The sequence below is a fragment of the Meiothermus cerbereus genome (assembly GCF_051297115.1).
GTDB lineage: Bacteria > Deinococcota > Deinococci > Deinococcales > Thermaceae > Meiothermus > Meiothermus cerbereus_A.
Map to the genome: position 1 here is coordinate 26,285 of NZ_JBEVAL010000014.1, position 23,244 is coordinate 49,528.

Sequence of the window (23,244 nt, forward strand, 5' to 3'; positions counted from 1 at the left end):
TCAGTGCGTCAGTACCCGGCGAACCGCCTCCAGAACCCGCCTGGCGTCGGGGCGATAGAAGTTCTCCACTGCGCTGAAGGGGGGGTAGGGGGCGTCCCAACCAGCGACCCGCAGGATGGGCGCTTGCAGGTAGTCCAGGGCTTCCTCGGCGATGCGGGCGGCCACCTCGGCACCAAAGCCGCCCGTGCGCATGGCTTCATAAACCACCACCGCCCGCCCGGTTTTTTGTACCGAGGCCAGGATGGTGGGGGTGTCGAGGGGCACCAGGGTCTCGAGGTCCACCACCTCCAGCTCCACCCCTTCCCGCGCGGCGACCTCGGCAGCTTTTAGACAGACCTCCACCATGCCCCCGTAGCAGAACAGGCTGGCGGCGCTGCCTTCCCGCACCACACGGGCTTTTCCCAGGGGCAGCGTGTAGTAGCCTTCTGGAACCAGGGCCTTAACACCCCGGTATAGCTTGATGGCCTCCAAGAAAAACACCGGATCGGGGTCTTCGATGGCCGAGAGCAAAAGCCCTTTGGCCCGTTCAGGCGATGAGGGTATCACCACCTTGACCCCCGGTGCGTGGGTCAGGATGGCCTCCGGACTGTCGGCGTGCTGCTCGGGGGTCTTGACCCCGCCGCCGTAGGGGGCCCGGATCACCATGGGGATGGTAAAGCGCCCCCTGGTGCGGTGGCGCATGCGGCCCAGGTGCGAAAGAATCTGGTCGAGGGCCGGGTACAAAAACCCGGCAAACTGAATCTCGGCCACCGGGCGCAGCCCGGCCAGGGCCAGCCCAATTCCAAAGCCCACAATGCCACTCTCGGCCAGGGGTGTGTCGAAGACCCTTTTCTCGCCATATTTTTGCATTAAGCCGTCCGAGGCCCGAAAAACCCCCCCCATGGTGCCCACGTCTTCGCCAAAAAGCACCACCCGAGGGTCTTTGGCCAGGGCCAGATCCAAGGCCTCGTTGATGGCCTGCACGTTGTTCAGCACTCGAGTGCCACGTTCAGCAATCATGCTTCCTCCCGCAGATAATTCCAGGCGGTTCGCTGGTCGGGCTGCATCTCGGCATAGACCTGCTCCACAATTTCCCAGGGTTTGGGTTCGGGGGCCTGGTCGGCCTCCTCCACAGCCGCCACAAACTCGGCCTCGAGCTCCGCTGTAAGCGCGGACTCCTGTTCCTCACTCCACAACCCCAGATGCAAAAGGCAGTTTTTCATGCGCACAATGGGGTCGCGCCTGAGCCAGCGTTCGGTCTCCTCCTCACTGCGGTAACGGCTGGGGTCGTCGGAAGAGGTGTGCGGAGCAACCCGATAGGTGAGCGCTTCAATCAGGGTGGGCCCCTCGCCCCGGCGGGCCCTGGCTGCGGCTTCCCTGGCGGTCACCCATACCGCTACCAGGTCGTTGCCGTCCACCACCACACCCGGAATCCCGTATCCCAGGGCTTTCTGGGCGATGCGTGGCACCTTCATCTGCTTGTGGGTGGGCACGCTAATAGCCCAGCCGTTGTTTTGCACCACAATCAGCAGGGGCGCATCGAACACCGAGGCAAAGTTCAGCCCTTCGTGAAAGTCGCCCTCGGAAGTGCCGCCATCGCCGATAAAGACCGCCGCCACGGCATCCTTTCCCAGCAGCCGCTGGGCATAAGCGACCCCAGCAGCCTGGGGTATCTGGGTGGCAATGGGGATGTAAAACTGAACCATGTTGACGTTGGGGGGCGCGCCCCAGCCCGCCGGGTCGGCCCGCCAGTTCAGAATCAGTTTGCTGATGGGCATTCCAAAGGTGAGCGCGGCTGCGCTCTCGCGGTAGCTTGGCAAAAGCCAGTCGTGGTCGGCCTTGAGGCACAGGGCCACCCCCACCTGGGCGGCCTCCTGGCCCCGGAAAGGCGGGTAGACTCCCAGCCGCCCCTGCCGCTGCAAGACCAGCACACGCTCGTCGAAGTGCCGTGCCCGACGCAAAGCCCGATAGCCCAGGAGCAGCTCATCGGGACTGAGCGGTAAGTCCTGTAGTGGTTTGCCTTGTTCGTCGAGGTACTGAATTGTGTCCACGCTGTTCAGTTTAGCCCAAGATGGTCCTGTTGCATGGGTGCAGGCTGCGCTTAAAGCAGAATTCCTTCACGTGCAATGTATCGTGAAAAAACACACATCCTGCGTTCTGGTGGGCGGCCCAGGTTTCTGGAATCGAGGCCCCCAGAATTCTCCTCAAACGATTTGGTGAGGCATCTCTATAGTTTTGTGAAGTCCAGTCAGGTGTTGATTTGTTTCAAATAGCGCTGCAAGCGCTCAAGGGCCTGGGCAATTTCATCGGTAGTCTTGCAAAAGGCCAAGCGAAACAGACCCCTGGGAGCCGGGTTTTGCAGGTAGAAAGCCGAACCGGGAATGATGGCTACCCCAGCCTCCTGCACCAGCCGCTCGGCGTCGAGATCGGGCAGGAGGGCGGTCAGAAAATAGGTTCCGGCGGGGGCGAAGGTTTTGAGGCCCAAGGACTTGAGGCCCTGCTCGAGCAGATCCTTGCGCCGACCATAGCTCTCGCGCAGCTCCTCATAGAAACCCGTTTTGCGGGCAATCGGCAGGGCTTCGGCTACCGCCGCCTGGAGGGGGGCTGCGGAACAGAAGCTGCTCCACTGGCGCATTCCGGCTATGGTCGGGGCCAGGCCAGGCGGGGTTACAATCCAGCCAATGCGCCAGCCGGTGGCCTCGAGGCGCTTTCCCGCCGAGCCCACCGTAAAGACCCGCTCCGGTGCGAGTTCGCGTAGCCGAATGGGGGGTGTACCAAAGTAGAGCTCGTCGTAGACCTCATCGCTGATGATCCAGAGGTCGTGCTTTCGGGCCAGGGCCGCAATTTGTTCGGCCTCACTGCGGGAGAAGACTGAGCCGGTGGGGTTGTATGGATTGGTGAGCAAAATGGCCTGGGTGCGTACCGTAATGGCCCGTTCCAGCGCCGGTAAGTCCACCTCCCAGCGGTCCGTGAGGCGCATGGGGACCATGCTGGGCTCAGCACCCGCAATACGGGCCTGGGGAATATAGACATCAAAGTAGGGTTCAAACATGATCACTTCGTCACCGGGGCCATACAGCGACTCGGCCAGCGCGTGCAGGGCCTCGGTGCCCCCTGCGGTGATGACCACATCCTCAGGTGAAACCCCCAGGTCTTCAGCAACAGCCTCACGCAGCCTGGGTAAGCCGATGGGCGGGGTGTACTGGTCAACCACACCGATGGCGCGCCGGGCGGCCTCGAGCAAAAAAGCGGGTGGAGGATTGGAGGGAAAACCCTGCCCCAGGTTGATGGCCCCATGCTGTGCGGCCAGGCGGCTCATATGGGCAAAAACGCTCTCTTTTGAAAGCTGGGTGCGGGGATGAAGGTTGGCCATGTGCAAAAAAGTCTACCGTATACCATGCACCGGTTGGCAACAGCGCTGGACAGGTCAAAAGCTGGGCTTTAGCGCGCGGGTTTGCAAGCTTTGGCCAGTACCTTGCCAGTTCGCTCGCTGATCAGCATGGCTTCCTTGGCAGACCCGCTGCCTTTTACCCACCAGGTGGCCCTGCCATCGGAATATTTGTTGCCCGAGGCTGCCTCTACCTGAAACAAGGGGCCGTAGGTCTGGTTGTTGAAGACCACCCCCACTCGGTCGAAGTTGTTTTGGTAGACGGCCCGAACCTGCACACCCCCGGCACAGCGGTAGGTGCGTTGCACCACCTCCACTGACTGGGCCAGCGCACCGAGCGAAAAAAGCAACACCATCGTTGTCCAAACCATCGTTGTCCTAGCACGCATAGCTTCTCCTGGTCAGGCTGTGAGCAGTTTGATGTAGTCCTCGAGCTTCAGGCTAGCACCCCCCACCAGCCCGCCGTCGATGTTGGGCTGTGAGAACAGGGCCGCTGCGTTGTCGGGCTTGACCGAGCCGCCGTAGAGAATCCGCATGGCTTCGGCAAAGCCCCTGCTGTAGCGGGCCGTGAGCCAGCCCCGAATGGCGCGGTGCATGGCCTCGGCATCCTCGGGGGTGGCGGTTTTGCCGGTGCCGATGGCCCAGACCGGCTCGTAGGCGATGACCAGGCTCGAGGCCGAGGGGGGATTTACCCCCTCCAGGCTTCCCTCCAGCTGGCGCAGGGTGTATTCAACATGATTGCCGGCCTCGCGGACCTCCAGGGGTTCGCCCACGCAAAGGATGGGAACAATCCCATGCTCCAGCAGGCGGCGGGCCTTCTGTGCCACCAGGGCGTCCGACTCACCGTGGTGGCTGCGCCGCTCGGAGTGCCCCACAATGGTGTACTTGCAGGCTAGGTCGGCCAGCATTTTGGCCGAAATTTCGCCGGTGTAAGCACCTTCGTTGTAGGCCGAGACGTCCTGCGCGCCCCAGTACACCCCGTGGCCCTTTAGGATTTCCGCCGCGTAGGGCAGATGGGTAAAAGGCACCAGCAGGGCCGGTTCGGCCTGGGTCTGGGGTAGCTGGGCGGTCAGGTCTCGAAACCACATCCTGGCTTCGGAGGGGGTTTTGTACATTTTCCAGTTGCCCGCGACGAGTCGTTTGCGCATATTGTGGTAATCATACGGCAATGCCTGCAAGATGCGTTTTTGCTGGCCCTTGGTTGTGTTGGGGACGTTTTGAAACCTGACGGAATTGCAGCCCGCAAGCAAAAAAACGGTAGACTTTGGTTATGATTCAAAGCCACATCAGCCCCAAGGAGCGTGAATCGTCTACCTTCAAGCAAAACAAGGATGCCTGGGTGCGGCTCCTGGCCGATTTCCGCACCTCGCTGGAACAGGTGCGGCAGGGTGGGGGGCCAAAAGCGGTGGAGCGCCAGCATGCCAGGGGACGCCTGACGGCTCGAGAGCGCATGGCCCGCCTGATTGATCCTGGCAGTGAGCTCGAGGAAATCCTGGGCTATGCCGGCTGGCAGATGTACGCCGACTGGGGGGGTGCCCCGGGGGGTGGGGTGGTGACCGCCATTGGCAAGATTGCCGGTCGGGACTGGATGATTATCGCCAACGATGCCACCGTCAAGGCGGGGGCCTTTTTCCCCATCACCGCCAAAAAGGTCATTAGGGCCCAGACCATTGCCCTCGAGAACCACCTGCCCACGGTCTACCTGGTGGACTCGGCGGGGGTCTTCCTGCCCCTGCAGGACGAGGTATTCCCCGACCAGGACGACTTTGGCCGCATTTTTTACCTGAATGCCCGCATGAGTGCTTTGGGCATCCCGCAGATCTCGGCCATCATGGGCAACTGTGTGGCCGGGGGCGCCTACCTGCCCCTGATGACCGATGTGCTGATCATGACCGAAGGTTCGGGGCTCTACCTGGCCGGCCCGGCCCTGGTCAAGGCGGCCATCGGGCAGGAGGTGGACTCGGACGAACTGGGCGGGGCGCGGATGCACGCCGAGGTCTCGGGCACGGTGGACTTCTACGAGAAGGACGATGACGCAGCCATCGCCCGCATCCGTGCCCTGGCCGGGCTTTACGCCCAGCCGACGCTGGCCCCCTGGGCAGCCGAGCGCAAAAGCGAGGTGGAGCCCTTTCACCCCCCGGAAGACCTGTATGGGCTGGTATCGCCCGATGGTTCCAGACCCTACGACGTAAAAGAGGTGATTGCCCGGCTGGTGGACGGCTCCGAGTTCCACGAGTACAAGGCCGACTACGGCCAGACTGTGGTATGTGGCTACGCCCGGCTGGGGGGGTTCCCGCTGGGGATTGTGGCCAACCAGCGCCTCGTCATCAAGAAGCCCGGCAAGATCGAGGTGGGGGGGGTGATCTACGCCGAGGCCGCCGACAAGGCCGCCCGGTTCATCCTCGAGGTCAACCAGCGCTTCATTCCACTCTTGTTCTTGATGGACGTGACCGGCTTTATGGTGGGCAAGGAGTCCGAGCAGCAGGGCATTATTCGGCGGGGGGCCAAGCTGGTAAACGCGGTCTCCAACTCGGTGGTGCCCAAAATTACCCTCATTACCGGGGGCTCCTTTGGTGCGGGCAACTACGCCATGGCGGGCAAGGCCTATGCCCCCCGCTTCATCTACGCCTGGCCTTCGGCCAAGTATGCCGTGATGAGCGGGAATGCGGCGGCCAAGACCCTGATGGAGATTGAGCTGGCAAAGCTCGAGCGCGAGGGGCGCAAACCCACCGAAGAAGACCTGGTCGAACTCTACGAGCGCATCAAGGCCCGCTACGAAGAGACCCTCGACCCGCGCTACGCCGCGGCCCGCCTCTGGGTCGACGAGGTCATCTTTCCCCACGAGACCCGCGAGCGCCTGATCCGGAGCCTCGAGGTCTGCGCGCTTAACCCCGTGCGGGAGCAGATGCGGCTGGGCGTGTTTCAGGTGTAGTTTTCCGGTGGTTTTGTTGCTTGGTTTGGCAAAAGCACCACAGCTGCGACAACACGTGTATACTTTCTGCGGGTATCAGACCCAAAGTTAGTTCCTAACCCTGGAGGTTCTTAGCGATGCATCTTCGATTTGCTTGGATCATTTTACTGATGGTGCTGGCGGCCTGTGGAAACCGTGTAACCTCAGATAACCTGGCTCCGGTGTTGGGCCTCGACAACCCCAATGCCATCCAGGGCCAGTACATTGTGGTCTACAAGGATGACCCCAACGTCATGGCCTCGCTGCAAGGCATGAAAGCGGGTTTGCGCGGGGGTGCTGCCCTGCAGCGGGAACTGGAAAGCCTGGGGCTGGCGCCTGATGCCAGGGTGCAACAGGTCTACACGGCTGCTTTGCAGGGTTTGGCGGTGCAGCTTTCCCCGGAAAACCTCGCTGCGCTGCGCCAGAACCCCAGGGTAGCCTACATCGAGGCCGACCAGATAATGCGCATTGACGCCACCCAGACGGGTGCGACCTGGGGCCTCGATCGCATTGACCAGCGGGCCCTGCCCCTGAGCGGCACCTTTACCTACAGCAACACCGGCAGCGGCGTACATGTCTACATCATCGACACCGGAATCCGGGTGAGCCACAGCGAGTTTGGGGGCCGTGCCTCGGTAGGCTACGACGCCATCGGTGACGGACAGAACGGCAACGACTGCAACGGCCACGGAACCCATGTGGCCGGAACGGTGGGGGGTTCGGTGTATGGCGTAGCCAAGAGTGTGCGCCTGTATGCTGTGCGGGTTTTGGATTGCAGCGGTTCGGGCACCACCTCCGGCGTGATTGCCGGGGTGGACTGGGTGCGGCAGAACGCCCAAAAGCCGGCGGTGGCCAACATGAGCCTGGGTGGAGGGGCCTCGAGCGCCCTCGATACCGCGGTCAATAACGCCATCAACGCCGGGATTACCTTTGCCCTGGCCGCAGGCAACAGCAACCGCGATGCCTGCCAGTTCTCGCCAGCCCGTGTGACTGCGGGCATTACCGTGGGGGCCACCACCTCCACCGACGCCAGGGCCTCCTACTCCAATTACGGCAGCTGCCTGGACCTCTTCGCCCCAGGCTCTTCCATTACTGCGGCCTGGATTAGCAGCGACACCTCGACCAACACCATCAGCGGAACCTCCATGGCCACCCCCCATGTGGCCGGGGTAGCGGCTTTGTACCTCCAAAGCAACCCCAGCGCCAGCCCCGCCACCGTGCGCAACGCCATCGTGGACAATGCCACCTCCGGCGTGGTGAGCAACGCCGGACGGCGTTCGCCCAACCTGCTTCTGTACAGCAACTACTGATAATAGCCACACAGACGCCCGTCTTCCATGGCGGGCGTTTTTTGTGTTGGAGGGCATTTTCAGCAAATCGCACACCAGGCACCCAGCCTCCAACTAGCCAGGTAGTAGTGATCAGGGTCTTCGCCCGGGCCTGCCAGAGCGTTCAGACAACCGGGCTATGAAAAGGGCTCATTAGGCGCTGGTGGGGCCTCGCTCGAGCCCCCTTATGGCCTCTACCAGCATCTCCAGGCTATTCAGGTTGTGCACCGGCAAAAAGTCGTCAATGAAGGGCATAGCCGCCACCAGGCCGCGGGTGAGCGGCTGGTAGCCGGGGGTGCCCAGGAGCGGGTTGAGCCAGATCAGGCGGTGGCAGGACTTCTGCAGGCGCTCCATCTCGAAGGCCAGCAGCTCGGGCTCGCCCTGGTCCCAGCCATCGGAGATGACCAGCACGATGGCCCCCCGGCCCAGCACCCGCCTGGCCCAGCTCTGGTTGAAGCTGTGCAGGCAGGCCCCGATGCGGGTGCCACCCGACCAGTCTTTGACCTGCTGCCCCACCTCCTGCAAAGCCGCGTCCACACTGCGTTTTTTGAGGGTGTGGGTGATGCGGGTTAGGCGCGTGCCAAAGGTGAAGCTCTCGACCTGGCGCACCCCCTGGCGGGTTTGCTCGAGGGAAAAAGCGTGTAAAAAGTGCAGCAGCATCCGGGCGTAGCGCTCCATAGAGCCCGAAACGTCGGCCAGGGCCACGATGGGGCGGGGTTTGTGTTTGCGCGAACGCTGTTCGAGCACCACCAGTTCACCCTGGTGTTTGAGGGAGCGCCGGAAACTCTTGCGCAGGTCGAGCTGTTCTTTGCCGCTGGCCTTTAGGCGGCGGGTGCGCCTTTGGGGAGGGTTCCACACCAGGCTGTACAGCAGCTTGCGGGCGGCCTCGAGCTCGGCCTCGCTCATCTGGTCGAAGCGTTTTTGCTTGAGCACCTCGGTCTCGGAGAAGGTCAGGGCGCGGTCCACCACGGGCTGGGGTTGGTTGGAGCTTCGCTCCGAGGAGCGCGGCTCACGCCCCACCTCGCCGGGCCGGGCTTTTTGCTCTTTTTTGGGAGGTAGCGGGGTCTGATTAAGCAGCTCTGCTGGAAAACGTTCCAGGCCAAGGTGTTGCCAGAACCTGCGAAACGCTTCGGCAAACTTAGCCCGGTCTTCCTGCCGGGTCAGGAGGGTGCTCTGGGCCGCATAGTAAAAAGCCTCTGGGTCGAAGATGGAAATCTCCCCTAAGGCCCTGGCAAACGTAGCAGTCTGCCCCGGCGTAACCACCATGCCCTCGCTTCGCAGGCTGCGCACGAAGGCCACCACATGGCCCAGTAACTGTGTGGTGGAGAGGGTCATATGGACATCTGGGCCCGGGCCAGCAGCTCGCGGGCCTGGTTTTTGGCTTTGACCACGTCGTCCTGGTACTTGAGCAGCACCCCCAGGGTTTCCTCGATGACCTCGGGGGAAAGCTCGGTCTGGCCCAGGGCCAGCAGCGAGGAGGCCCAGTCCAGGGTCTCGGCCACGCCGGGGGCTTTGTAGAGGTCCTGCTTGCGCAGCTCCTGCACAAAGGCCACTGCCTGCTGGGCCAGTTTTTCCGGTACGCCCGGCACTTTTTCCTGCACGATGCGGTACTCCTTCTCGAAGCTGGGGTAGTCGATCCAGTAGTACATGCAGCGGCGCTTCAGGGCGTCGTGGATCTCGCGGGTGCGGTTGGAGGTAATCACCACCACCGGCGGCTTTTCGGCCTTGAGGGTGCCCACCTCGGGAACCGTAATCTGCCAGTCGGAGAGGAACTCGAGCAAAAACGCCTCGAACTCCTCATCGGCCCGGTCGAGCTCGTCAATCAGGAGCACCGGAGCTTTGCCGTTCTGGCTTTCCAGCGCCTGCAAAAGCGGGCGCTTGAGCAAGAACTCCTGGCTAAACACCTCGTGGCGCACTTTTTCCTGGTCGCGCTCGCCGCTGGCCTCCAGCAGCCGAATTTGCATCAACTGGCGGGCGTAGTCCCACTCGTACACCGCATTGCTGATGTCCAGCCCTTCGTAGCATTGCAGGCGAATCAGGCGGGTGGAGAGCATCTCTGCCAGCACCTTCACGATCTCGGTCTTGCCCACCCCTGGCTCACCCTCCAGGAGCAAAGGGCGGCCCAGCTTCAGGGCCAGAAACACCGCCACCGAAAGCCCCTTGTCGGCGATGTAGTGGTGGGCCTCGAGGGCTTTTTGAGTCTCCAGGACAGACGCAGGAAACATACCCTTATCTTCACACAAGGTAGAGGGGCCGAATTACCTCAGCCCCTCACAATTACGGCCTGCGGCAGCTACAGCCCCGCAGCCTGCATCAAGGCCCGTTTGGCCATTACGTTTACCAGGTGGGCGCGGTACTCCTTGGAGGCCACCAGGTCGTGGTTGAGGTTGTCGGGTGGGAGCAGCCCCTGGCAGGCAGCCGCAATGTTTTCGGCGCTGAGGGCCTGGCCCGAAAGGGCCTGCTCGAGCCGGGTGAGCCGCATGGCGTGCTCGCCCGCCCCAGTGACCGCCGCCCGCACGGTATTTCCGTCCAGCACCACCGCCACCCCCACCACCGCGTAGCGGCTGGCCGGGTGGGGGAACTTGGCGTAGGCCATGCGGGCCCCGGGCCGGATGGGAATGTGTACCTCGCTCAGAATTTCGCCCTCCTGCACGGCGGTGCTGAACATGCCGGTGAAAAACTGCTCGGCCTCCACCACCCGGCTGCCGGAGGGCCCCTGGATTTTGATCTGGGCGCCCAGGGCCAGCATGGAAGCTGGCAGATCGGCGGCGGGGTCGGCGTGGGCCAGCGAGCCCCCGATGGTGCCCTTGGCCCGCACCATGGGGTCGCCAATCAGGTGTACCGTCTGGGGAATGATGGGACAGTGTTGTTTGAGCAGGTCGGAGGTTTCCAGCTCGTGGTAGGTGGTCATGGCCCCGATGACCAGGGTCTCGCCTTCGCGCCGGATCCCGCGCAGCTCCGGCACCCTGGAGATGTCAATCAGAGCCGAGGGCGAAGCCAGACGCAGCTTCATGGTGGGAATCAGGCTGTGGCCGCCCGCCAGCAACTTGGCATCCGGGTGCTGCTGAAGCAGGCTGATGGCCTCCGCAAGGCTACTGGCTTTCTTGTAGGCGAACTCGGATGTGTACATTCAAACCCTCCATTTGGGGCAGGGGAGCGGGGTAAGGCGGAGTTTTGGGCTCCCCTGCAGGTTTTATCGCGGCGCTGCTCTATCTCTTGACCACGCAGCGCAGGCCCGGCTTAATCCGCGGCCTGGGCCAGCCTGCTGCCGTGAATGGCCCGCCAGACCTTTTCGGGGGTGTAGGGCATGTCGAGATGCACAATGCCAAAGGGCCGCAGGGCATCCATCACGGCGTTGGCCACCGCGGCGGTGGAGGCGATGGTGCCGGCCTCGCCGATGCCTTTGATGCCCAGGGGGTTGTGCGGGCAGGGGGTTACGGTGTGGTCGTGCTCGATCTGCACCAGGTCGTCGGCGCGGGGGAGGGTGTACTCGAGGAAGTTCCCCGAGAGAATCTGGCCCTCTTTGTCGTAGACGGCCTCTTCCAGCAGGGCCTGCCCCAAGCCCTGGGCAATGCCGCCGTGCACCTGGCCCTCGGCAATCAGGGGGTTGACCACCGGGCCGCAGTCGTCCACCGAGAGGTAGCGCAGCAGCTTGACCTTGCCGGTCTCGGGGTCTACCTCCACCACCGCGATGTGGGTTCCGAAGGGAAAAACAAAGTTTTTGGGGTCGTAGAAGTGGGTGGCCTCGAGGCCCGGCTCGAGGTCGGCGGGGTAGTTGTGGGCCAGGTGGGCCATCAGGGCGATGTCGAAGAAGGTCTTGGCCTTGTCGGGCACCCCCTTGACCATAAACTTGCCGTCCTCGTGCACGATGTCGTCGGGGCTGGCCTCGAGCAGGTGGGCCGCAATCTTTTTGGCCTTGTCAATAATCTTGCGGGTGGCCAGCACGATGGCCGAGAGGCCCGTGGGGGCCGAGCGCGAGCCATAAGACCCCCAGCCGTAGGGCATGCGTCCGGTGTCGCCGTGTACCAGCACCACATCCTCTACGGGGATTTGCAGCTCGTCGGCCACCACCTGGGCAAAGGCCGTCTCGTGGCCCTGACCGTGGCTGTGGGTGCCGGTAAAGACCTCCACCTTGCCGGTGGGCATCACCCGCACCAAAGCGCTCTCCCACTGCCCGGCCTGTGCGCCCAGGCTGCCTACCAGGGCCGAGGGGGCCAGCCCGCAGGCTTCGATATAGGTGACCACCCCGATTCCCATGTAGCGCCCCTGCTGGCGCCACGCTTCTTGCTGCTGGCGCAGCGCTTTGTAGTTGACCAGCTCGAGGGCCTTGTTCAGGTTGGCCTCGTAGTTGCCGGAGTCGTACTGCAGGGCCACCGGGGTCTGGTAGGGGAAGGCCTCGGGGGGAATCAGGTTCTTGCGGCGGAACTCCACCGGGTCCATGTCCAGCTCGTGGGCCATCACGTCCACCAGGCGCTCGAGCAGGTAGGTGGCCTCGGGCCGCCCGGCGCCCCGGTAGGCATCCACGGGGGTGGTGTGGGTAAAGGGCGCGGTCACGTGGCAGTAGATGTGGGGCGTGGTATAGGTGCCGGCCAGCAAGCAGCCGTACAGGTAGGTGGGCACCGCCGGGGCAAAGGTGGTCAGGTAGGCCCCTATGTTGGCAATGGTATCTACCCGCACTGCGGTAATCTTGCCGTTCTGATCCACCGCCATCTCGGCCACGGTCTCGTGGTCGCGCCCGTGGGAGTCGGTGACGAAGCTCTCCGAGCGGCGGGCCGTCCACTTGACCGGTCGGCCCAGCTTTTTGGCCGCGTAGAGCACGATAATCTCTTCAGGGTACTGGTAAATCTTGCTGCCGAAACCCCCGCCCACATCCGGGGCGATCACCCGCAGCTTGTGCTCCGGGATGCCCATGATGAAAGCAGCAATCAAAAGGCGGTGAATGTGGGGGTTCTGGCTGGTGGTCCAGAGGGTGTACTCGTCACTGGCCTTGAGGTACTGCGCCAGCGAGGCCCGAGGCTCCATGGCGTTGGGCACCAGCCGGTTGTTGCGCAGGTTGAGTTTGACGGTTTTGTAGGCGCTGGCAAAAGCCGCATCTACCGCAGCTTTATCGCCAATACTCCAGGTGAAGCAGACGTTGTCGGGCACGTCGTCGTGTACAGCGGGGGCACCGGGTTTGAGCGCGTCGCTCCCCAGCGCAACCGCGGGCAGGGGCTCGTAGTCCACTTCCACGAGTTGTGCGGCATCCTCGGCAATCTGCCGGGTTTCGGCGATAACGGCTGCTACGATGTCGCCCACGTGCCGGGCTTTGTCGAAGGTGATGGCGTAATGGGGGGGGGTCTTGATGCCGGGGTGCAGCCAGCCGGTGGGAATCCCGTTGATGCCTGCGTCCTTCATCTCCTGCCCGGTAATGACTGCCAGCACCCCAGGATGCGAACGGGCCTTGGAGGTATCAATACCCTTGATGCGGGCGTGGGCATACGGCGAACGAACCATTGCCGCGTGCACCATGCCGGGCAGGGCCATGTCGTCGGTATAGTTACCGGAGCCGGTAATGAAGCGGGGGTCTTCGACCCGCTTCATCGCCTTGCCAAAGAGTTTGTCGGCCATTGTTCTCTCCCTAATGTGTTAACCCAGAGTATGAAGCCCTCTGTGCGGGCCTTGCTTCCTGGTCTAGTCGTCCGCAGCAACTCCAACCTTACCCGCCATCCTGTCGGCAGCGTACTGCACAGCCCGCACGATGTTGTGGTAGCCCGTGCAGCGGCACAGGTTGCCCTCTAAGGCATGGCGGATTTCCTCTTCGCTGGGCTGGGGGTTCTTGTTGAGCAAGTCAACTGCCGCCATGATCATGCCGGGGGTGCAGAAGCCACACTGCAGCCCGTGCATCTCCCAAAAACCCTCCTGTACCGGGTGTAGCTTTCCGACGCTTCCGATGCCTTCGATGGTGGTTACACTGGCGCCATCGGCCTGCACCGCGAACATGGTGCAGGACTTCACGGCCTGTCCGTCTACGTGCACCGTACAAGCACCGCACTGGCTGGTATCACAGCCTACGTGGGTTCCGGTAAGCCCCAAGGTCTCCCGCAGATAATGAACCAGCAAAAGCCGGGGCTCGACCTCGCTATGGTGCTCGAGCCCATTGACCACTACCTTGATGTGTACCTTCTCTGCCATGCTTCCTCCTCGCCGATGTGGTGGGTTGGTTCAGACCATTGATAGCCAAATGTGTCAAAGGGGTGGCGGTCCCTCATCTCCTCCTCGAAAGCCAGGCAAGCTGCTGCCAGGTAAAAGGCTTGTGCTGTGGAACTGCGTTGGAACTGGACCCTGCATGACGGGCCTGGTTCGTAAATCCACGGTGGTTGCTTTAGCGAGGCTGTCTGCAACGCACACTGCTGGGTATACAGAAAATCCAGTCATGACAGCACCTCGAGGCCATAGCTACCAGAAACGCTCCCAGGCTAGCCAAACAAAGCGAGCGGGCACACCTGCAACTGAAATCTTTAGACGCCACTATATAACTTCGAAGATGAGAGTAACAAGAAGCTCCGGGTTTTGCCAATAGCACGAAATTGGGCAAATGTGTTCTGCTAACAGAGTTCTGGGGGGCTTCTGGGTGTAGGTTAGGGTGAGGGGAACAGTTTTATGGCAAACGAGACACCCATGCTGTTGGCTGCCCTCGAGGCCGCCTGGGCCGAGGGCAAGCAGACTGCCCTGGCGACGGTGGTACGGGTAATTGGCTCGGCTTACCGCCGCGAAGGGGCCAAGATGCTGGTGCGCGAGGACGGCGGCTCGGCCTGCATGATTTCTGGGGGCTGCCTCGAGCAGGAGATGATTGAAATTGCCATGCAGATTCTGGCCCGTGGTCGGGCCGAACGTACCATCTTCGATTACAGCGAAGACAAAACCTGGTGGCCGGGTTGCGGCGGCACGGTCGAGGTCTGGGTGGAGCCGGTGGAACCCCAGGGTCTCTTGCACCGCTGGCTGCAGGAGACCACCGAGTCGGAGCCCTCGGTGCTGGCTACGGTGCTGGGGGGTGGCGAGGGGCGGGTCTGGCTCAAGCCCGACGGAGTGCTCGAGGGCCAAATTACACCCCCCGAACTGCACGACCAAGTGGTTCGAATTGCCCGGCAGATGCAAGGAGGCTCCTCCCGCCCCACCACCCGCTACGTGCAAGAGGCCGAGGTGTTTTTTGACGTGAGCAGCCCCATTCCCGAGCTGGTTTTGTTCGGGGCAGGCCACGACGCCAAGCCCATGGCCAACCAGGCCCTGGTATTGGGTTTTAAGGTGACGGTAGTGGACGCCCGTCCTGAGCTGCTCGAGGGTTTTGCAGGCTGCCAGACCCTTCAGGCGGCCCACGACGAATACGCCCAAAAGATATGCCTTAGCCCCCGCCAGCACGTCATCGTGATGAACCATCATCTCGACATTGACCGCCAGGCCCTGCGCTTTGCCCTGGAGTCGCCCGCTCGGTATGTGGGCATGCTGGGCCCGCGCAACCGCCTGGAAAAAATTCTGGACGCCCTCAAAGACGAAGGCTTCGTGCCCAGCCAGGAGCAGCTGGCCCGTCTGCGGAATCCCATCGGACTGGACATCGGTGCCGAAAGTCCGGAGGAGATTGCGCTTGCAACCCTGGCCGAGATTGTGGCCTTACAAAGAGGTTTCCAGGGGGGCTTTTTGAATGACAAGAAGGCCGGGATTCACGAGGCGACCACGGCGCAGGTTTTGACCTGAGCGCGGCTTTGCCGTGGCGAGGCCAAAGGCTTGCGCGCCTTGACGAGGCGCGGTTTCCCGCCTAAGATTGAGTTTGCGGCTTTGGGGGCGACCCCCCTACCGACGCAGGGTGGAGCAGTCTGGTAGCTCGTCGGGCTCATAACCCGAAGGTCACAGGTTCAAATCCTGTCCCTGCAACCATGGCTATGTAGCTCAGCTGGTTAGAGCACACGACTCATAATCGTGGTGTCGGCGGTTCAAGTCCGCCCATAGCCACCAGTCCAGGACGCAAAAAAACCCCGAGGGCGCAGCCCCTCGGGGTTGCGTTTGACCCCAATCGTGTGCATAGGTCGAGGGCCAACGTAGAGGAGCGCTGGCCTGCTCTACACCCTGAGCCGTGTTTTGCTGTAGATTTGGGCGTATGAGTTCGACCTACGACCAGATTCAACAGACAGTAAACCACATTCGCACCCAGACCGACTTTGTGCCCGAGGTGGGCATTGTGCTGGGTTCGGGCCTGGGCCCCCTGGGCGACGAGATCGAGACGGTGGCGAGCTTTTCTTACAGCACGCTGCCCAACTTTCCCCACTCCACGGCTCCGGGGCACGAAGGGAAGCTTATTTTGGGGCGGCTCGAGGGCAAAAACGTACTGGCCTACAAGGGCCGGGTGCACTGTTACGAGGGCTACACCCCAGCCCAGGCGGCATTTCCGCAGCGGGTGGGGTTCTTTCTGGGGGCCAGGACTTTTTTGATCACCTCGGCGGCGGGGGGACTCAACCCTGGCTGGAATGCCGGCGAGCTCATGCTGCACAGCGACTACATCAACTATGCCCCCCTTTCGCCCCTAACCGGCCCCAACGATGAGCGCCTGGGGCCGCGTTTTCCTGTGACCTTCGATGCTTACGACCTCGAGCTGCGGGCGCTGGCCCACAAAGTAGCCAGAGCGCAGGACTTCCATCTGCGCGAAGGGGTATACGCCTGGTGGCCTGGGCCGCAGTTTGCCAGCCGGGCCGAACTGCGGCTGCTGCGTACCCTGGGCGCCGATGCAATTGGGATGTCCACCGTGCCCGAGGTAATCGCTCTGCGACATCTGGGGGCCAGGGTGCTGGGTCTTTCCACCATTACCGATATGGCGGTGCCCGAACGGGAGCACCACGCCACCGAGCAGGAAGTGCTGGCTACAGCCGCCAGGAGCGGGGCCTTGTTCCGTAAGTTTGTGCGGGGAATTCTGGCCGCCATGTGAGGGCTTCCTCTGGGCGAATTTTGCGGGTGACCAGGTATGAGTCTTCCTGACGTTCTCGCACGCATCGAGCAGGCCTGCGCCAGGGCGGGGCGCGACCCCCGTGGCGTGCGGCTGGTAGCGGTCACCAAGGAACACTCGGTGGAAGAAATTCGTGAGCAGGTGCTGCGCTTTGGCCGTTTTCCCCTGGGCGAGTCGCGCATTCAGGAGGCCTTGCCCAAAATGCAAGAACTCGAGGCCGAGTGGCACTTTATCGGGCCCTTGCAGCGCAACAAAGCCAAGTTTGCGGTGCGCTTCGACCTGATTCACTCCATCGACTCGCTACGTTTGGCCGAGGCGGTGGCCCGCAAAGCGCTCGAGAGCGGCAAGGTGCAGCGGGTGCTGCTCGAGCTCAACCTGGGCCGCGAACCCCAGAAGCACGGTTTTTTGGAGGAAGAGCTGCCCCAGGCCATGGCCCAAATACAAACCCTGGAAGGGCTCTGGGTAGAAGGCTTGATGACCGTGGCTCCCTATACCGAAGACCCCGAGGCGGTACGACCCCTATTTGCCCGGCTCTCGCGGCTGGCCGACCAGTACCAGCTGCCCGAGCGAAGCATGGGGATGTCGGGCGACTTCGAGGTGGCGGTGGAGGAGGGGGCAACCCTGGTGCGGGTGGGGCGGGCCATTTTTGAGCCATAGAGCGCTCTTAATTGAACCGCTCGCCCACTTGATTTCTGCGATCTGTACCGCATAGTGGATTCCCATCCAGAAGGCCACACCTGTGAAGAGCTCGATAAGCAGCGCCTGGGGGATGGGTTCCAGATGCGTAGACCACTATCCGCTTTCGATTGGCAGAGTGGGGAATGTTGTCGATATTTGGGCAAAGGCTGTTGTAGTCTAAAGCCGTGGACGAACGCATGACGGGTGAGTTTCGGATGGAGCGCAGCGACCTGACCCCTTTAGACATCCGCTATCAGGAGTTTCGCCAGGGTTTGCGGGGCTATTCGGTGGCCGAGGTACGGGAGTATCTGGGGCGGGTGGCCGATGCCCAAACCGCCCTGATTGAAGAAAATGAACGCTTGCGTAGCCACATTCGCGAACTCGAGGCCGAGCTGGCCAAATCCAAAGAGGGTGAGGCCGAGCTGAAGCGGGCGGTGGTGGCGGCAGAGCGCATCGCCCGCGAGATCAAGGCCCAGGCCGAGCGCGAGGCCGAACTCATCAAGCGGGAGACCGAGACCGAGCGCCAGGCTGCGCTGCAGGAACTCATCGAGCAGATGAAGCGAATCAAGAGCGATATCGAACAGGTGCGCAACGAACGCGATTTGTTTGTAAGCCAGTTTCGAGCTTTGCTTGAAGGCTACCTGGCCTCGCTGGACAGGCTTAAGCGATAGGACGGCTTCCCCATTTACAGAGGTAAGCAGGGCCTAAGTTGTGCCAGGGCAGATTGGCAAAACCAGCGGAATGAGTCAATGCATACCTGGCGCAATTCCTAAAGCGAACTTTCGGTACGGCATCTTGCGTTTCGCTTATGGAGACACTTAGCGCACCCCCAGCCGGGCCAGAATTGCCAGCCAGCTTTCGCGCTGCCAGTACGATTCCTTAAACTGTCCCCGTACCGCAAAACCGCTGGCTCTGATGCCTATTTGCTCAGCCAGGATGAGGGCCCTGGGCAGGTGCGGCTCGTCGGTCACGATAATGACACTGGACTTGCCGATGATGGGCGCAATATTGGTCAGGTTCTCCACGGTGCGACGGCTTTGCTGCTCACAGTACAGGGTCGAACGGGGCACCTTTCTGGCCTGGAGATACTGGCAACCCACTTCGCCTTCGCTAAAACGGTCGCCGGGACGACGGCCCCCGGTCACGGCAATGCGCGGCGCGTACCCCTGACGGTACAGACGCAGAGCCGCCTCGAGCCTATTACGGAAAATATCCGAGGGCTCACCGTTGTACTGTGCTGCTCCCAAAACCACAATCCAGTCGGCTTTTTGTAACGAACTGGAGGCAGCTTTGGGGCTAAAAAAGACCAGTCCTAAAGCCAGAAGCACCAACGCCCACCACCAGCGCATACCTGAATTCTACCCCCAATGTTGCATAAGCGCCTGCAACAGTTCTATAGGGTACTCGAAGCGGGGCTTTGGTGTCGAGTTATGCGGTGTGGCCGGTCCCTGAAGTCCCTGAATGCTAGGCTCTAACCTGACCATGTATATGGTAGAATTAGGACTATTCTAAGGAGGTTGCTGCTGTGTGTCTTGCCATTCCCGGTAAGATCGTTCAATTCCAAGATGAGTTCCGCCACTTCGCCACGGTCGAGGTCTCGGGGGTGCGCCGCCAGGTTAATATGGATCTGCTTTCCCAGGAGCCCCTCGAGCCAGGCGACTGGGTGCTCATCCATGTGGGTTTTGCTATGAGCAAGATTAGCGAGCAGGAGGCCCAGGATCAGCTCAAGTTCATGACCATGTTGGGCGAAGCCGAGGCAGCCCTCGAAGAACTGGGAGGCTACCAGTTTACCGACGAAACCTTCAAACCGCAGGAGCGAAGTTCTCATGTCGAAAACTGATCTGTCGCTTTACAGTAGTTGCACCCTGGATCAAGACGGCTGCACTGCCTGTGGTGACGTGGCGATTCCGGTGCGGGTCGTCGAGCTGATCGGCAGCGACGCGTTGGTCGAAGACCGTGTGGGTCGGCGTGCCACGGTGGCTATTGACTTTTTCCCCGAAGTGAAACCTGGTGACGCGCTTTTGGTTCACATGGGCGTGGCGATCTCACGCTTGGAGGAACCGGCATGAAATATGTGGATGAGTTCCGCGACCCCAAGCTTATCGAGCGGGCTGCTGACGAAATCAAGCGACTGGCCGACCCCAGCCGCCAATACCGCATCATGGAGGTCTGTGGAGGTCACACCCACTCCATTTACCGCTTCGGCTTGCAAGATTTGCTGCCGAAGAATATCGAACTCATCCACGGCCCCGGCTGCCCAGTGTGTGTGCTGCCGATGGGCCGGGTAGACGATGGTCTCAAACTGGCCCAAGACCCAGGCGTGATCCTTGCTGCCTTTGGGGACATGATGCGGGTACCAGGCCAGATGGGGACACCTCTGGAGATGAAGGCCAGAGGTGCTGACATCCGCATGGTCTACTCGCCCCTGGATGCACTCAAGCTGGCGGAAAAGAACCCCGAACGCCAGGTAATCTTTTTTGCTATTGGCTTCGAAACCACGGCCCCTTCCACGGCCCTTACGCTGATGCGAGCGAAGAAGATGGGGATAGAGAACTTTACCGTGTTCTGTAACCATGTCACCATTGTCCCGGCCATGCGGGCCATTCTGGACTCGCCGGACATGCGGCTGGATGGCTTTATCGGGCCAGGGCATGTTTCCACCGTGATCGGTTGTCGGCCCTACGAGTTTGCAGTAAAGGAGTACGGCAAGCCGGTGGTCACCTCGGGCTTCGAGCCACTCGACCTACTGCAAAGCATGGTGATGCTGCTCCGCCAGATGAACGAGGGCCGGGCTCAAGTGGAGAACCAGTACGAGCGAGTGGTGCCCTGGGATGGCAACCGTGCTGCACTCGCGGCAATGGCTCAGGTTTTCGAGTTGCGCCCCTACTTTGAGTGGCGCGGGCTGGGCTTCATCTCGCAGTCGGCGCTCAAACTGCGCCCGGAGTACGCCCAGTGGGACACCGAGGCCCGCTTCGCGGTTGAAGGCGTGCGGGTTACCGATCCCAAAGCTGCCCAGTGTGGTGAGGTACTGAAGGGGGTGCTGAAGCCGCAGCAGTGCAAACTTTTCGGCAAGGAATGCACCCCTGAGCGGCCTGTAGGAGCCTTGATGGTTTCTTCGGAAGGGGCCTGCGCTGCCTACTACAACTACGTCCACCGCGCCGAGCTGGTATCGGGGGATTGAGCATGGTTCTGCTGCAGCATCTCAATCCTCTTCTCCCTCAGTCGGAGAGGGTTAGGGTGGTTCTTCAGTTGCCAGCAACCTCCTTTGCTCCGATTTGGTACGGTATCCTCACCCGGCCTCCCCAGCGTGCTGCGCCGTGAGGGGGAGGAGAAGGCGCTATGACTAAACTACCGGTTATCCGTTTCAAAGACAGTCAAATCGAACTCGCGCACGGCGCGGGCGGCAAGGCCAGCCGCCGACTGGTGGAAGGACTCATTGCGCCCATCCTGGGCAACCCCAGCCTGGACGATGCTGCGTTGCTCAGCCTCAATGGCTCATCGCTGGCCTTTACCGCCGATAGCTTCGTGGTCAAGCCGTTGCGTTTTCCGGGGGGTTCAATTGGAGAACTGGCGGTCTATGGCACGGTTAACGATCTGGCCGTCTCGGGGGCGAAGCCGATAGCGCTGCTCTCGACGCTGATTCTGGAGGCCGGCCTCTCGGCTCAGGTCTTGCAAGAAGAACTCGAGGCCATCCAGCAAGCTGCCCAGATAGCTGGTGTGCAAGTGGTGGGTGGGGACACCAAGGTGGTGGAGCACGGCAAGGCTGACGGGCTCTACATTAGCACCAGCGGGGTCGGCTTGGTGGATTTGCGGGTGAACCTTGCTGCTTCATCAGTGCGACCTGGGGATCAGGTGCTGCTCTCCGGAACCATTGGCGATCATGGAATCACCATCTTGTTGGCCCGGGGTGAACTCGACCTCGTGGCCGACCTTAAGTCCGACACCCGCTCGGTCTGGCCGTTTGTTGAGGCGTTGATTGGGATGGCGGCCCCTGGCCTGCGCTGGATGCGCGACCCTACGCGGGGCGGCGTGGCCACCTCGCTGAACGAGCTGGCTAGGGATGTCAGCCTGGCTATCAAGCTTTACGAGGATCAGATTCCAATCCGTGACGAAGTGCGTGGAGCTTGTGAGATTCTTGGTCTCGACCCGCTGCACATTGCCAACGAAGGTCAGTTCATTGCGATTATCGCGCCCGAATACGCCGAAACTGCGCTGGAGGCGGTGCGGGCAGTACCAGGGGGTGCCGAAGCAAGGCTGGTGGGGGAAGTGGTGGATAGCCCTGCCGGGGTGGTTTATAGCCAAACCGGCTATGGCTCGAGCCGCATCGTGGATATGCTGGTAGGTGACCCTTTGCCAAGGATTTGCTAACCGACTGGGCTGGCAAGGGCTAGAAAAAAAGCCGCACAAACCCCCTTACTAGTTCTCAGGGTATGACCGACTCCCGTGCCCGAAAAATTGAAGCAGCTTTGCTCGAGCGCAATGCTGCGACCAGGACTTTTTTCGACCAGGAAGCCAGCCGTCTGGCTGAAGTTTGCCGCCAGATGGCGGAGCGGTTTTTGGCGGGGGGACGGCTGCTGGCTTTGGGACAAAAAGCCTATGCCACCGATGCACAGCACGTCTCGGTAGAGTTCGTGCATCCGGTAATTGTGGGCAAACGGGCACTCCCTGCGCTCGACCTCTCGATGGCGTTTGGAAGTTGGCTCGAGGTCTTGGTCAAACCGGAAGACATGGTGATGGGCTTCGCGCCGCGAGGGGGAGACGCGGCGGTCTCGGCGGCGTTGAGGGCGGCTCGAGCCAGAGGTGCTTTCACCTTTGCGCTTACCGGTAACGATGGCGATTATGCTGTAGAAGTACCTTCACCTCACCCCTTCATCCACCAAGAGATTGTCGAGATGCTTTACCACCTCCTCTGGGAAACCGTGCACGTATTTTTTGAGCACCGCGAAAGCAACTACCAGCTCGGTGAGAGCGCGTTTCTGTACCCTTTTTTGAGCGGTGAGAAGCAGGACATCCAGGCTGTAGTCGCCGAAGTTACCGACTCCATTCGGATCAAGGTAGACGAAGACGCAAAGTTGCGGATGGCGATAGTCGGGCAGAGTGCGGCGATTGCGGGGGCGGCAGAGGCCATAGCGAAGCGCCTACAGCAAGGCGGCAAGCTGATTCTCTTCGGCAACGGCGGCTCGGCTACGGATGCGAACGATTTTGCACTGGACTGTGTGGAGCCGCCCTTGGGTTGGAAAGCTGTTCCTGCTGTTTCGCTGGCGCTCGAACCAGCCAGTATTTCCGCCATTGCCAATGATGTCGGAACCGAGGTCGTTTTTTTGCGCCAGCTAATTGCTCAAGCTCGCTCAGAGGACATTGCCTTTGCTTTTTCTACAAGCGGTGGTTCAAAGAATATCGTCATGGCTTTGCAAGAGGCCCGCAAGCGGGGAATGCTCACCATTGCGCTGCTGGGCTACGACGGCGGAGAAGTGATTCGACAAAACCTGGCTGACATGACAATAGTTGTTCGTTCCGAACACATTCCCCGGATCCAGGAGGTGCAGGCCTCGGTGTATCACATCATCCGTGAGTTGCTGGGGGAGCTATGGCGCTAGAACTCTTCGGTACCAAGAATTGCCAGTTCACCGCCGAACTGCGGGACTCTTACACATAGCTGGAATTACGCGGTGTTCTATATATCCATTAAAATGGGCTTCCAGTCACATAGGAAGCCCAATGAATAGGATACCACGCCCCGTCCGCCGCGCTCTGGAAAGCTTGGCATCCAGCCCCATCAATGCCTCGGCCCTGGCTATGGCCGAGGGTAAGGATTTTGCCGGCGGGCCTTGCAGCAACCCCTGGCCTTTTACTTCGCGCTGGCCCTGGAACTCTGCCAACAAAAAGGAGGACTGCAACGGGGTTACCTCATCCTGGACGACGTCCTCATACCGCGTTACTCGGCAGGACATCT

22 protein-coding genes, 2 tRNA genes and 1 pseudogene are annotated in these 23,244 nt (G+C 61.4%); 14 read left to right on the forward strand and 11 right to left on the reverse strand.

What is annotated here, in order from left to right; all coding sequences use genetic code 11:
• From ABWU19_RS04800 to tpiA, 5 genes are all read right to left on the reverse strand, one after another.
• Complete coding sequence (locus ABWU19_RS04800; protein ID WP_435900627.1) at positions 1-999, reverse strand: alpha-ketoacid dehydrogenase subunit beta; 999 nt, start codon at positions 997-999, stop codon at positions 1-3.
• Positions 996-2,030, reverse strand: a complete 1,035-nt coding sequence (gene pdhA, locus ABWU19_RS04805) for a pyruvate dehydrogenase (acetyl-transferring) E1 component subunit alpha (RefSeq protein ID WP_435900628.1) — start codon at positions 2,028-2,030, stop codon at positions 996-998. Before pdhA ends, ABWU19_RS04800 begins: the two co-directional genes overlap by 4 nt.
• A 197-nt stretch (positions 2,031-2,227) precedes the next feature.
• Complete coding sequence (locus ABWU19_RS04810) at positions 2,228-3,352, reverse strand: pyridoxal phosphate-dependent aminotransferase (RefSeq protein WP_435900629.1); 1,125 nt, start codon at positions 3,350-3,352, stop codon at positions 2,228-2,230.
• Positions 3,353-3,420: 68 nt separating this feature from the next.
• Entirely contained in the window at positions 3,421-3,756 is a 336-nt protein-coding gene (locus ABWU19_RS04815) for an MliC family protein (RefSeq protein ID WP_435900630.1), read from the reverse strand.
• A gap of 12 nt (positions 3,757-3,768) precedes the next feature.
• A complete protein-coding gene (gene tpiA / locus ABWU19_RS04820; protein WP_435900631.1) occupies positions 3,769-4,515 on the reverse strand; it encodes a triose-phosphate isomerase in 747 nt (248 codons plus the stop codon).
• Between the two features lie 122 nt (positions 4,516-4,637).
• Between tpiA and ABWU19_RS04825 the strand changes: the two genes are divergently transcribed.
• The gene (locus tag ABWU19_RS04825; protein ID WP_435900632.1) at positions 4,638-6,299 is read left to right on the forward strand and encodes an acyl-CoA carboxylase subunit beta; all 1,662 of its coding nucleotides are present in this window, start codon (positions 4,638-4,640) and stop codon (positions 6,297-6,299) included.
• A gap of 116 nt (positions 6,300-6,415) precedes the next feature.
• A complete protein-coding gene (locus tag ABWU19_RS04830; RefSeq protein ID WP_435900633.1) occupies positions 6,416-7,627 on the forward strand; it encodes a S8 family peptidase in 1,212 nt (403 codons plus the stop codon).
• Positions 7,628-7,798: 171 nt separating this feature from the next.
• Here the strand turns inward: ABWU19_RS04830 and ABWU19_RS04835 are convergent, their stop codons facing one another.
• The 5 genes from ABWU19_RS04835 to ABWU19_RS04855 form a co-directional block, all read right to left on the reverse strand.
• Positions 7,799-8,980, reverse strand: coding sequence for a vWA domain-containing protein (locus tag ABWU19_RS04835; protein WP_435900634.1), 1,182 nt, complete (start codon positions 8,978-8,980; stop codon positions 7,799-7,801).
• Positions 8,977-9,870, reverse strand: a complete 894-nt coding sequence (locus tag ABWU19_RS04840) for an AAA family ATPase (RefSeq protein WP_435900635.1) — start codon at positions 9,868-9,870, stop codon at positions 8,977-8,979. The genes ABWU19_RS04835 and ABWU19_RS04840 overlap by 4 nt, the downstream gene beginning before the upstream one ends.
• Positions 9,871-9,938: 68 nt before the next feature.
• A complete protein-coding gene (locus ABWU19_RS04845) occupies positions 9,939-10,775 on the reverse strand; it encodes an FAD binding domain-containing protein (RefSeq protein WP_435900636.1) in 837 nt (278 codons plus the stop codon).
• Between the two features lie 110 nt (positions 10,776-10,885).
• Positions 10,886-13,252 (reverse strand): xanthine dehydrogenase family protein molybdopterin-binding subunit, encoded by a 2,367-nt coding sequence (locus tag ABWU19_RS04850; protein ID WP_435900637.1) that lies wholly within the window; start codon positions 13,250-13,252, stop codon positions 10,886-10,888.
• 63 nt (positions 13,253-13,315) lie between these two features.
• Positions 13,316-13,816, reverse strand: coding sequence for a (2Fe-2S)-binding protein (locus ABWU19_RS04855; protein WP_435900638.1), 501 nt, complete (start codon positions 13,814-13,816; stop codon positions 13,316-13,318).
• A 468-nt stretch (positions 13,817-14,284) separates the two neighbouring features.
• Between ABWU19_RS04855 and ABWU19_RS04860 the strand changes: the two genes are divergently transcribed.
• From ABWU19_RS04860 to ABWU19_RS04885, 6 genes are all read left to right on the forward strand, one after another.
• Positions 14,285-15,373, forward strand: coding sequence for an XdhC family protein (locus ABWU19_RS04860; protein WP_435900639.1), 1,089 nt, complete (start codon positions 14,285-14,287; stop codon positions 15,371-15,373).
• A gap of 103 nt (positions 15,374-15,476) precedes the next feature.
• Positions 15,477-15,553: transfer RNA gene (locus ABWU19_RS04865), tRNA-Met, on the forward strand.
• A 1-nt stretch (position 15,554) separates the two neighbouring features.
• Positions 15,555-15,631 (forward strand) — tRNA-Met (locus ABWU19_RS04870).
• 142 nt (positions 15,632-15,773) lie between these two features.
• Positions 15,774-16,595 (forward strand): purine-nucleoside phosphorylase, encoded by an 822-nt coding sequence (locus ABWU19_RS04875; RefSeq protein ID WP_435900640.1) that lies wholly within the window; start codon positions 15,774-15,776, stop codon positions 16,593-16,595.
• A gap of 36 nt (positions 16,596-16,631) precedes the next feature.
• Positions 16,632-17,270 carry a YggS family pyridoxal phosphate-dependent enzyme gene (locus ABWU19_RS04880; RefSeq protein WP_435900641.1) on the forward strand — a complete coding sequence of 213 codons (639 nt, stop codon included), beginning with the start codon at positions 16,632-16,634 and terminating at the stop codon, positions 17,268-17,270.
• A 236-nt stretch (positions 17,271-17,506) separates the two neighbouring features.
• A complete protein-coding gene (locus tag ABWU19_RS04885) occupies positions 17,507-17,962 on the forward strand; it encodes a DivIVA domain-containing protein (protein ID WP_435900649.1) in 456 nt (151 codons plus the stop codon).
• A 147-nt stretch (positions 17,963-18,109) separates the two neighbouring features.
• Here the strand turns inward: ABWU19_RS04885 and ABWU19_RS04890 are convergent, their stop codons facing one another.
• Complete coding sequence (locus ABWU19_RS04890) at positions 18,110-18,640, reverse strand: YdcF family protein (protein ID WP_435900642.1); 531 nt, start codon at positions 18,638-18,640, stop codon at positions 18,110-18,112.
• A gap of 176 nt (positions 18,641-18,816) precedes the next feature.
• Here ABWU19_RS04890 and ABWU19_RS04895 point away from each other — a divergent pair, with 176 nt between their 5' ends.
• The 6 genes and pseudogenes from ABWU19_RS04895 to ABWU19_RS04920 form a co-directional block, all read left to right on the forward strand.
• Positions 18,817-19,131, forward strand: a complete 315-nt coding sequence (locus tag ABWU19_RS04895; RefSeq protein WP_435900643.1) for a HypC/HybG/HupF family hydrogenase formation chaperone — start codon at positions 18,817-18,819, stop codon at positions 19,129-19,131.
• On the forward strand, positions 19,118-19,360 hold the full coding sequence (locus ABWU19_RS04900; RefSeq protein WP_435900644.1) for a HypC/HybG/HupF family hydrogenase formation chaperone: 243 nt from the start codon (positions 19,118-19,120) through the stop codon (positions 19,358-19,360). The genes ABWU19_RS04895 and ABWU19_RS04900 overlap by 14 nt, the downstream gene beginning before the upstream one ends.
• Positions 19,357-20,472 carry a hydrogenase formation protein HypD gene (gene hypD / locus ABWU19_RS04905; protein ID WP_435900645.1) on the forward strand — a complete coding sequence of 372 codons (1,116 nt, stop codon included), beginning with the start codon at positions 19,357-19,359 and terminating at the stop codon, positions 20,470-20,472. The genes ABWU19_RS04900 and hypD overlap by 4 nt, the downstream gene beginning before the upstream one ends.
• A gap of 158 nt (positions 20,473-20,630) precedes the next feature.
• The gene (gene hypE, locus ABWU19_RS04910) at positions 20,631-21,659 is read left to right on the forward strand and encodes a hydrogenase expression/formation protein HypE (protein ID WP_435900646.1); all 1,029 of its coding nucleotides are present in this window, start codon (positions 20,631-20,633) and stop codon (positions 21,657-21,659) included.
• 62 nt (positions 21,660-21,721) lie between these two features.
• Positions 21,722-22,888, forward strand: a complete 1,167-nt coding sequence (locus ABWU19_RS04915) for an SIS domain-containing protein (protein WP_435900647.1) — start codon at positions 21,722-21,724, stop codon at positions 22,886-22,888.
• 121 nt (positions 22,889-23,009) lie between these two features.
• Positions 23,010-23,244, forward strand: a pseudogene (locus tag ABWU19_RS04920) (IS701 family transposase); the annotation flags it as partial.

Coding starts and splice junctions, on each gene's coding strand:
- ABWU19_RS04835 (WP_435900634.1), bottom strand. CDS start 8,980: ATGACCCTCTCCACCACACAGTTACTGGGCCATGTGGTGGCCTTCGTG.
- ABWU19_RS04845 (WP_435900636.1), bottom strand. CDS start 10,775: ATGTACACATCCGAGTTCGCCTACAAGAAAGCCAGTAGCCTTGCGGAG.
- ABWU19_RS04860 (WP_435900639.1), top strand. CDS start 14,285: ATGGCAAACGAGACACCCATGCTGTTGGCTGCCCTCGAGGCCGCCTGG.
- ABWU19_RS04915 (WP_435900647.1), top strand. CDS start 21,722: ATGACCGACTCCCGTGCCCGAAAAATTGAAGCAGCTTTGCTCGAGCGC.
- ABWU19_RS04875 (WP_435900640.1), top strand. CDS start 15,774: ATGAGTTCGACCTACGACCAGATTCAACAGACAGTAAACCACATTCGC.
- hypD (WP_435900645.1), top strand. CDS start 19,357: ATGAAATATGTGGATGAGTTCCGCGACCCCAAGCTTATCGAGCGGGCT.
- ABWU19_RS04815 (WP_435900630.1), bottom strand. CDS start 3,756: ATGCGTGCTAGGACAACGATGGTTTGGACAACGATGGTGTTGCTTTTT.
- ABWU19_RS04880 (WP_435900641.1), top strand. CDS start 16,632: ATGAGTCTTCCTGACGTTCTCGCACGCATCGAGCAGGCCTGCGCCAGG.
- ABWU19_RS04830 (WP_435900633.1), top strand. CDS start 6,416: ATGCATCTTCGATTTGCTTGGATCATTTTACTGATGGTGCTGGCGGCC.
- ABWU19_RS04825 (WP_435900632.1), top strand. CDS start 4,638: ATGATTCAAAGCCACATCAGCCCCAAGGAGCGTGAATCGTCTACCTTC.
- ABWU19_RS04890 (WP_435900642.1), bottom strand. CDS start 18,640: ATGCGCTGGTGGTGGGCGTTGGTGCTTCTGGCTTTAGGACTGGTCTTT.
- tpiA (WP_435900631.1), bottom strand. CDS start 4,515: ATGCGCAAACGACTCGTCGCGGGCAACTGGAAAATGTACAAAACCCCC.
- hypE (WP_435900646.1), top strand. CDS start 20,631: ATGACTAAACTACCGGTTATCCGTTTCAAAGACAGTCAAATCGAACTC.
- ABWU19_RS04855 (WP_435900638.1), bottom strand. CDS start 13,816: ATGGCAGAGAAGGTACACATCAAGGTAGTGGTCAATGGGCTCGAGCAC.
- ABWU19_RS04810 (WP_435900629.1), bottom strand. CDS start 3,352: ATGGCCAACCTTCATCCCCGCACCCAGCTTTCAAAAGAGAGCGTTTTT.
- ABWU19_RS04850 (WP_435900637.1), bottom strand. CDS start 13,252: ATGGCCGACAAACTCTTTGGCAAGGCGATGAAGCGGGTCGAAGACCCC.
- ABWU19_RS04800 (WP_435900627.1), bottom strand. CDS start 999: ATGATTGCTGAACGTGGCACTCGAGTGCTGAACAACGTGCAGGCCATC.
- ABWU19_RS04885 (WP_435900649.1), top strand. CDS start 17,507: ATGGAGCGCAGCGACCTGACCCCTTTAGACATCCGCTATCAGGAGTTT.
- ABWU19_RS04900 (WP_435900644.1), top strand. CDS start 19,118: ATGTCGAAAACTGATCTGTCGCTTTACAGTAGTTGCACCCTGGATCAA.
- ABWU19_RS04840 (WP_435900635.1), bottom strand. CDS start 9,870: ATGTTTCCTGCGTCTGTCCTGGAGACTCAAAAAGCCCTCGAGGCCCAC.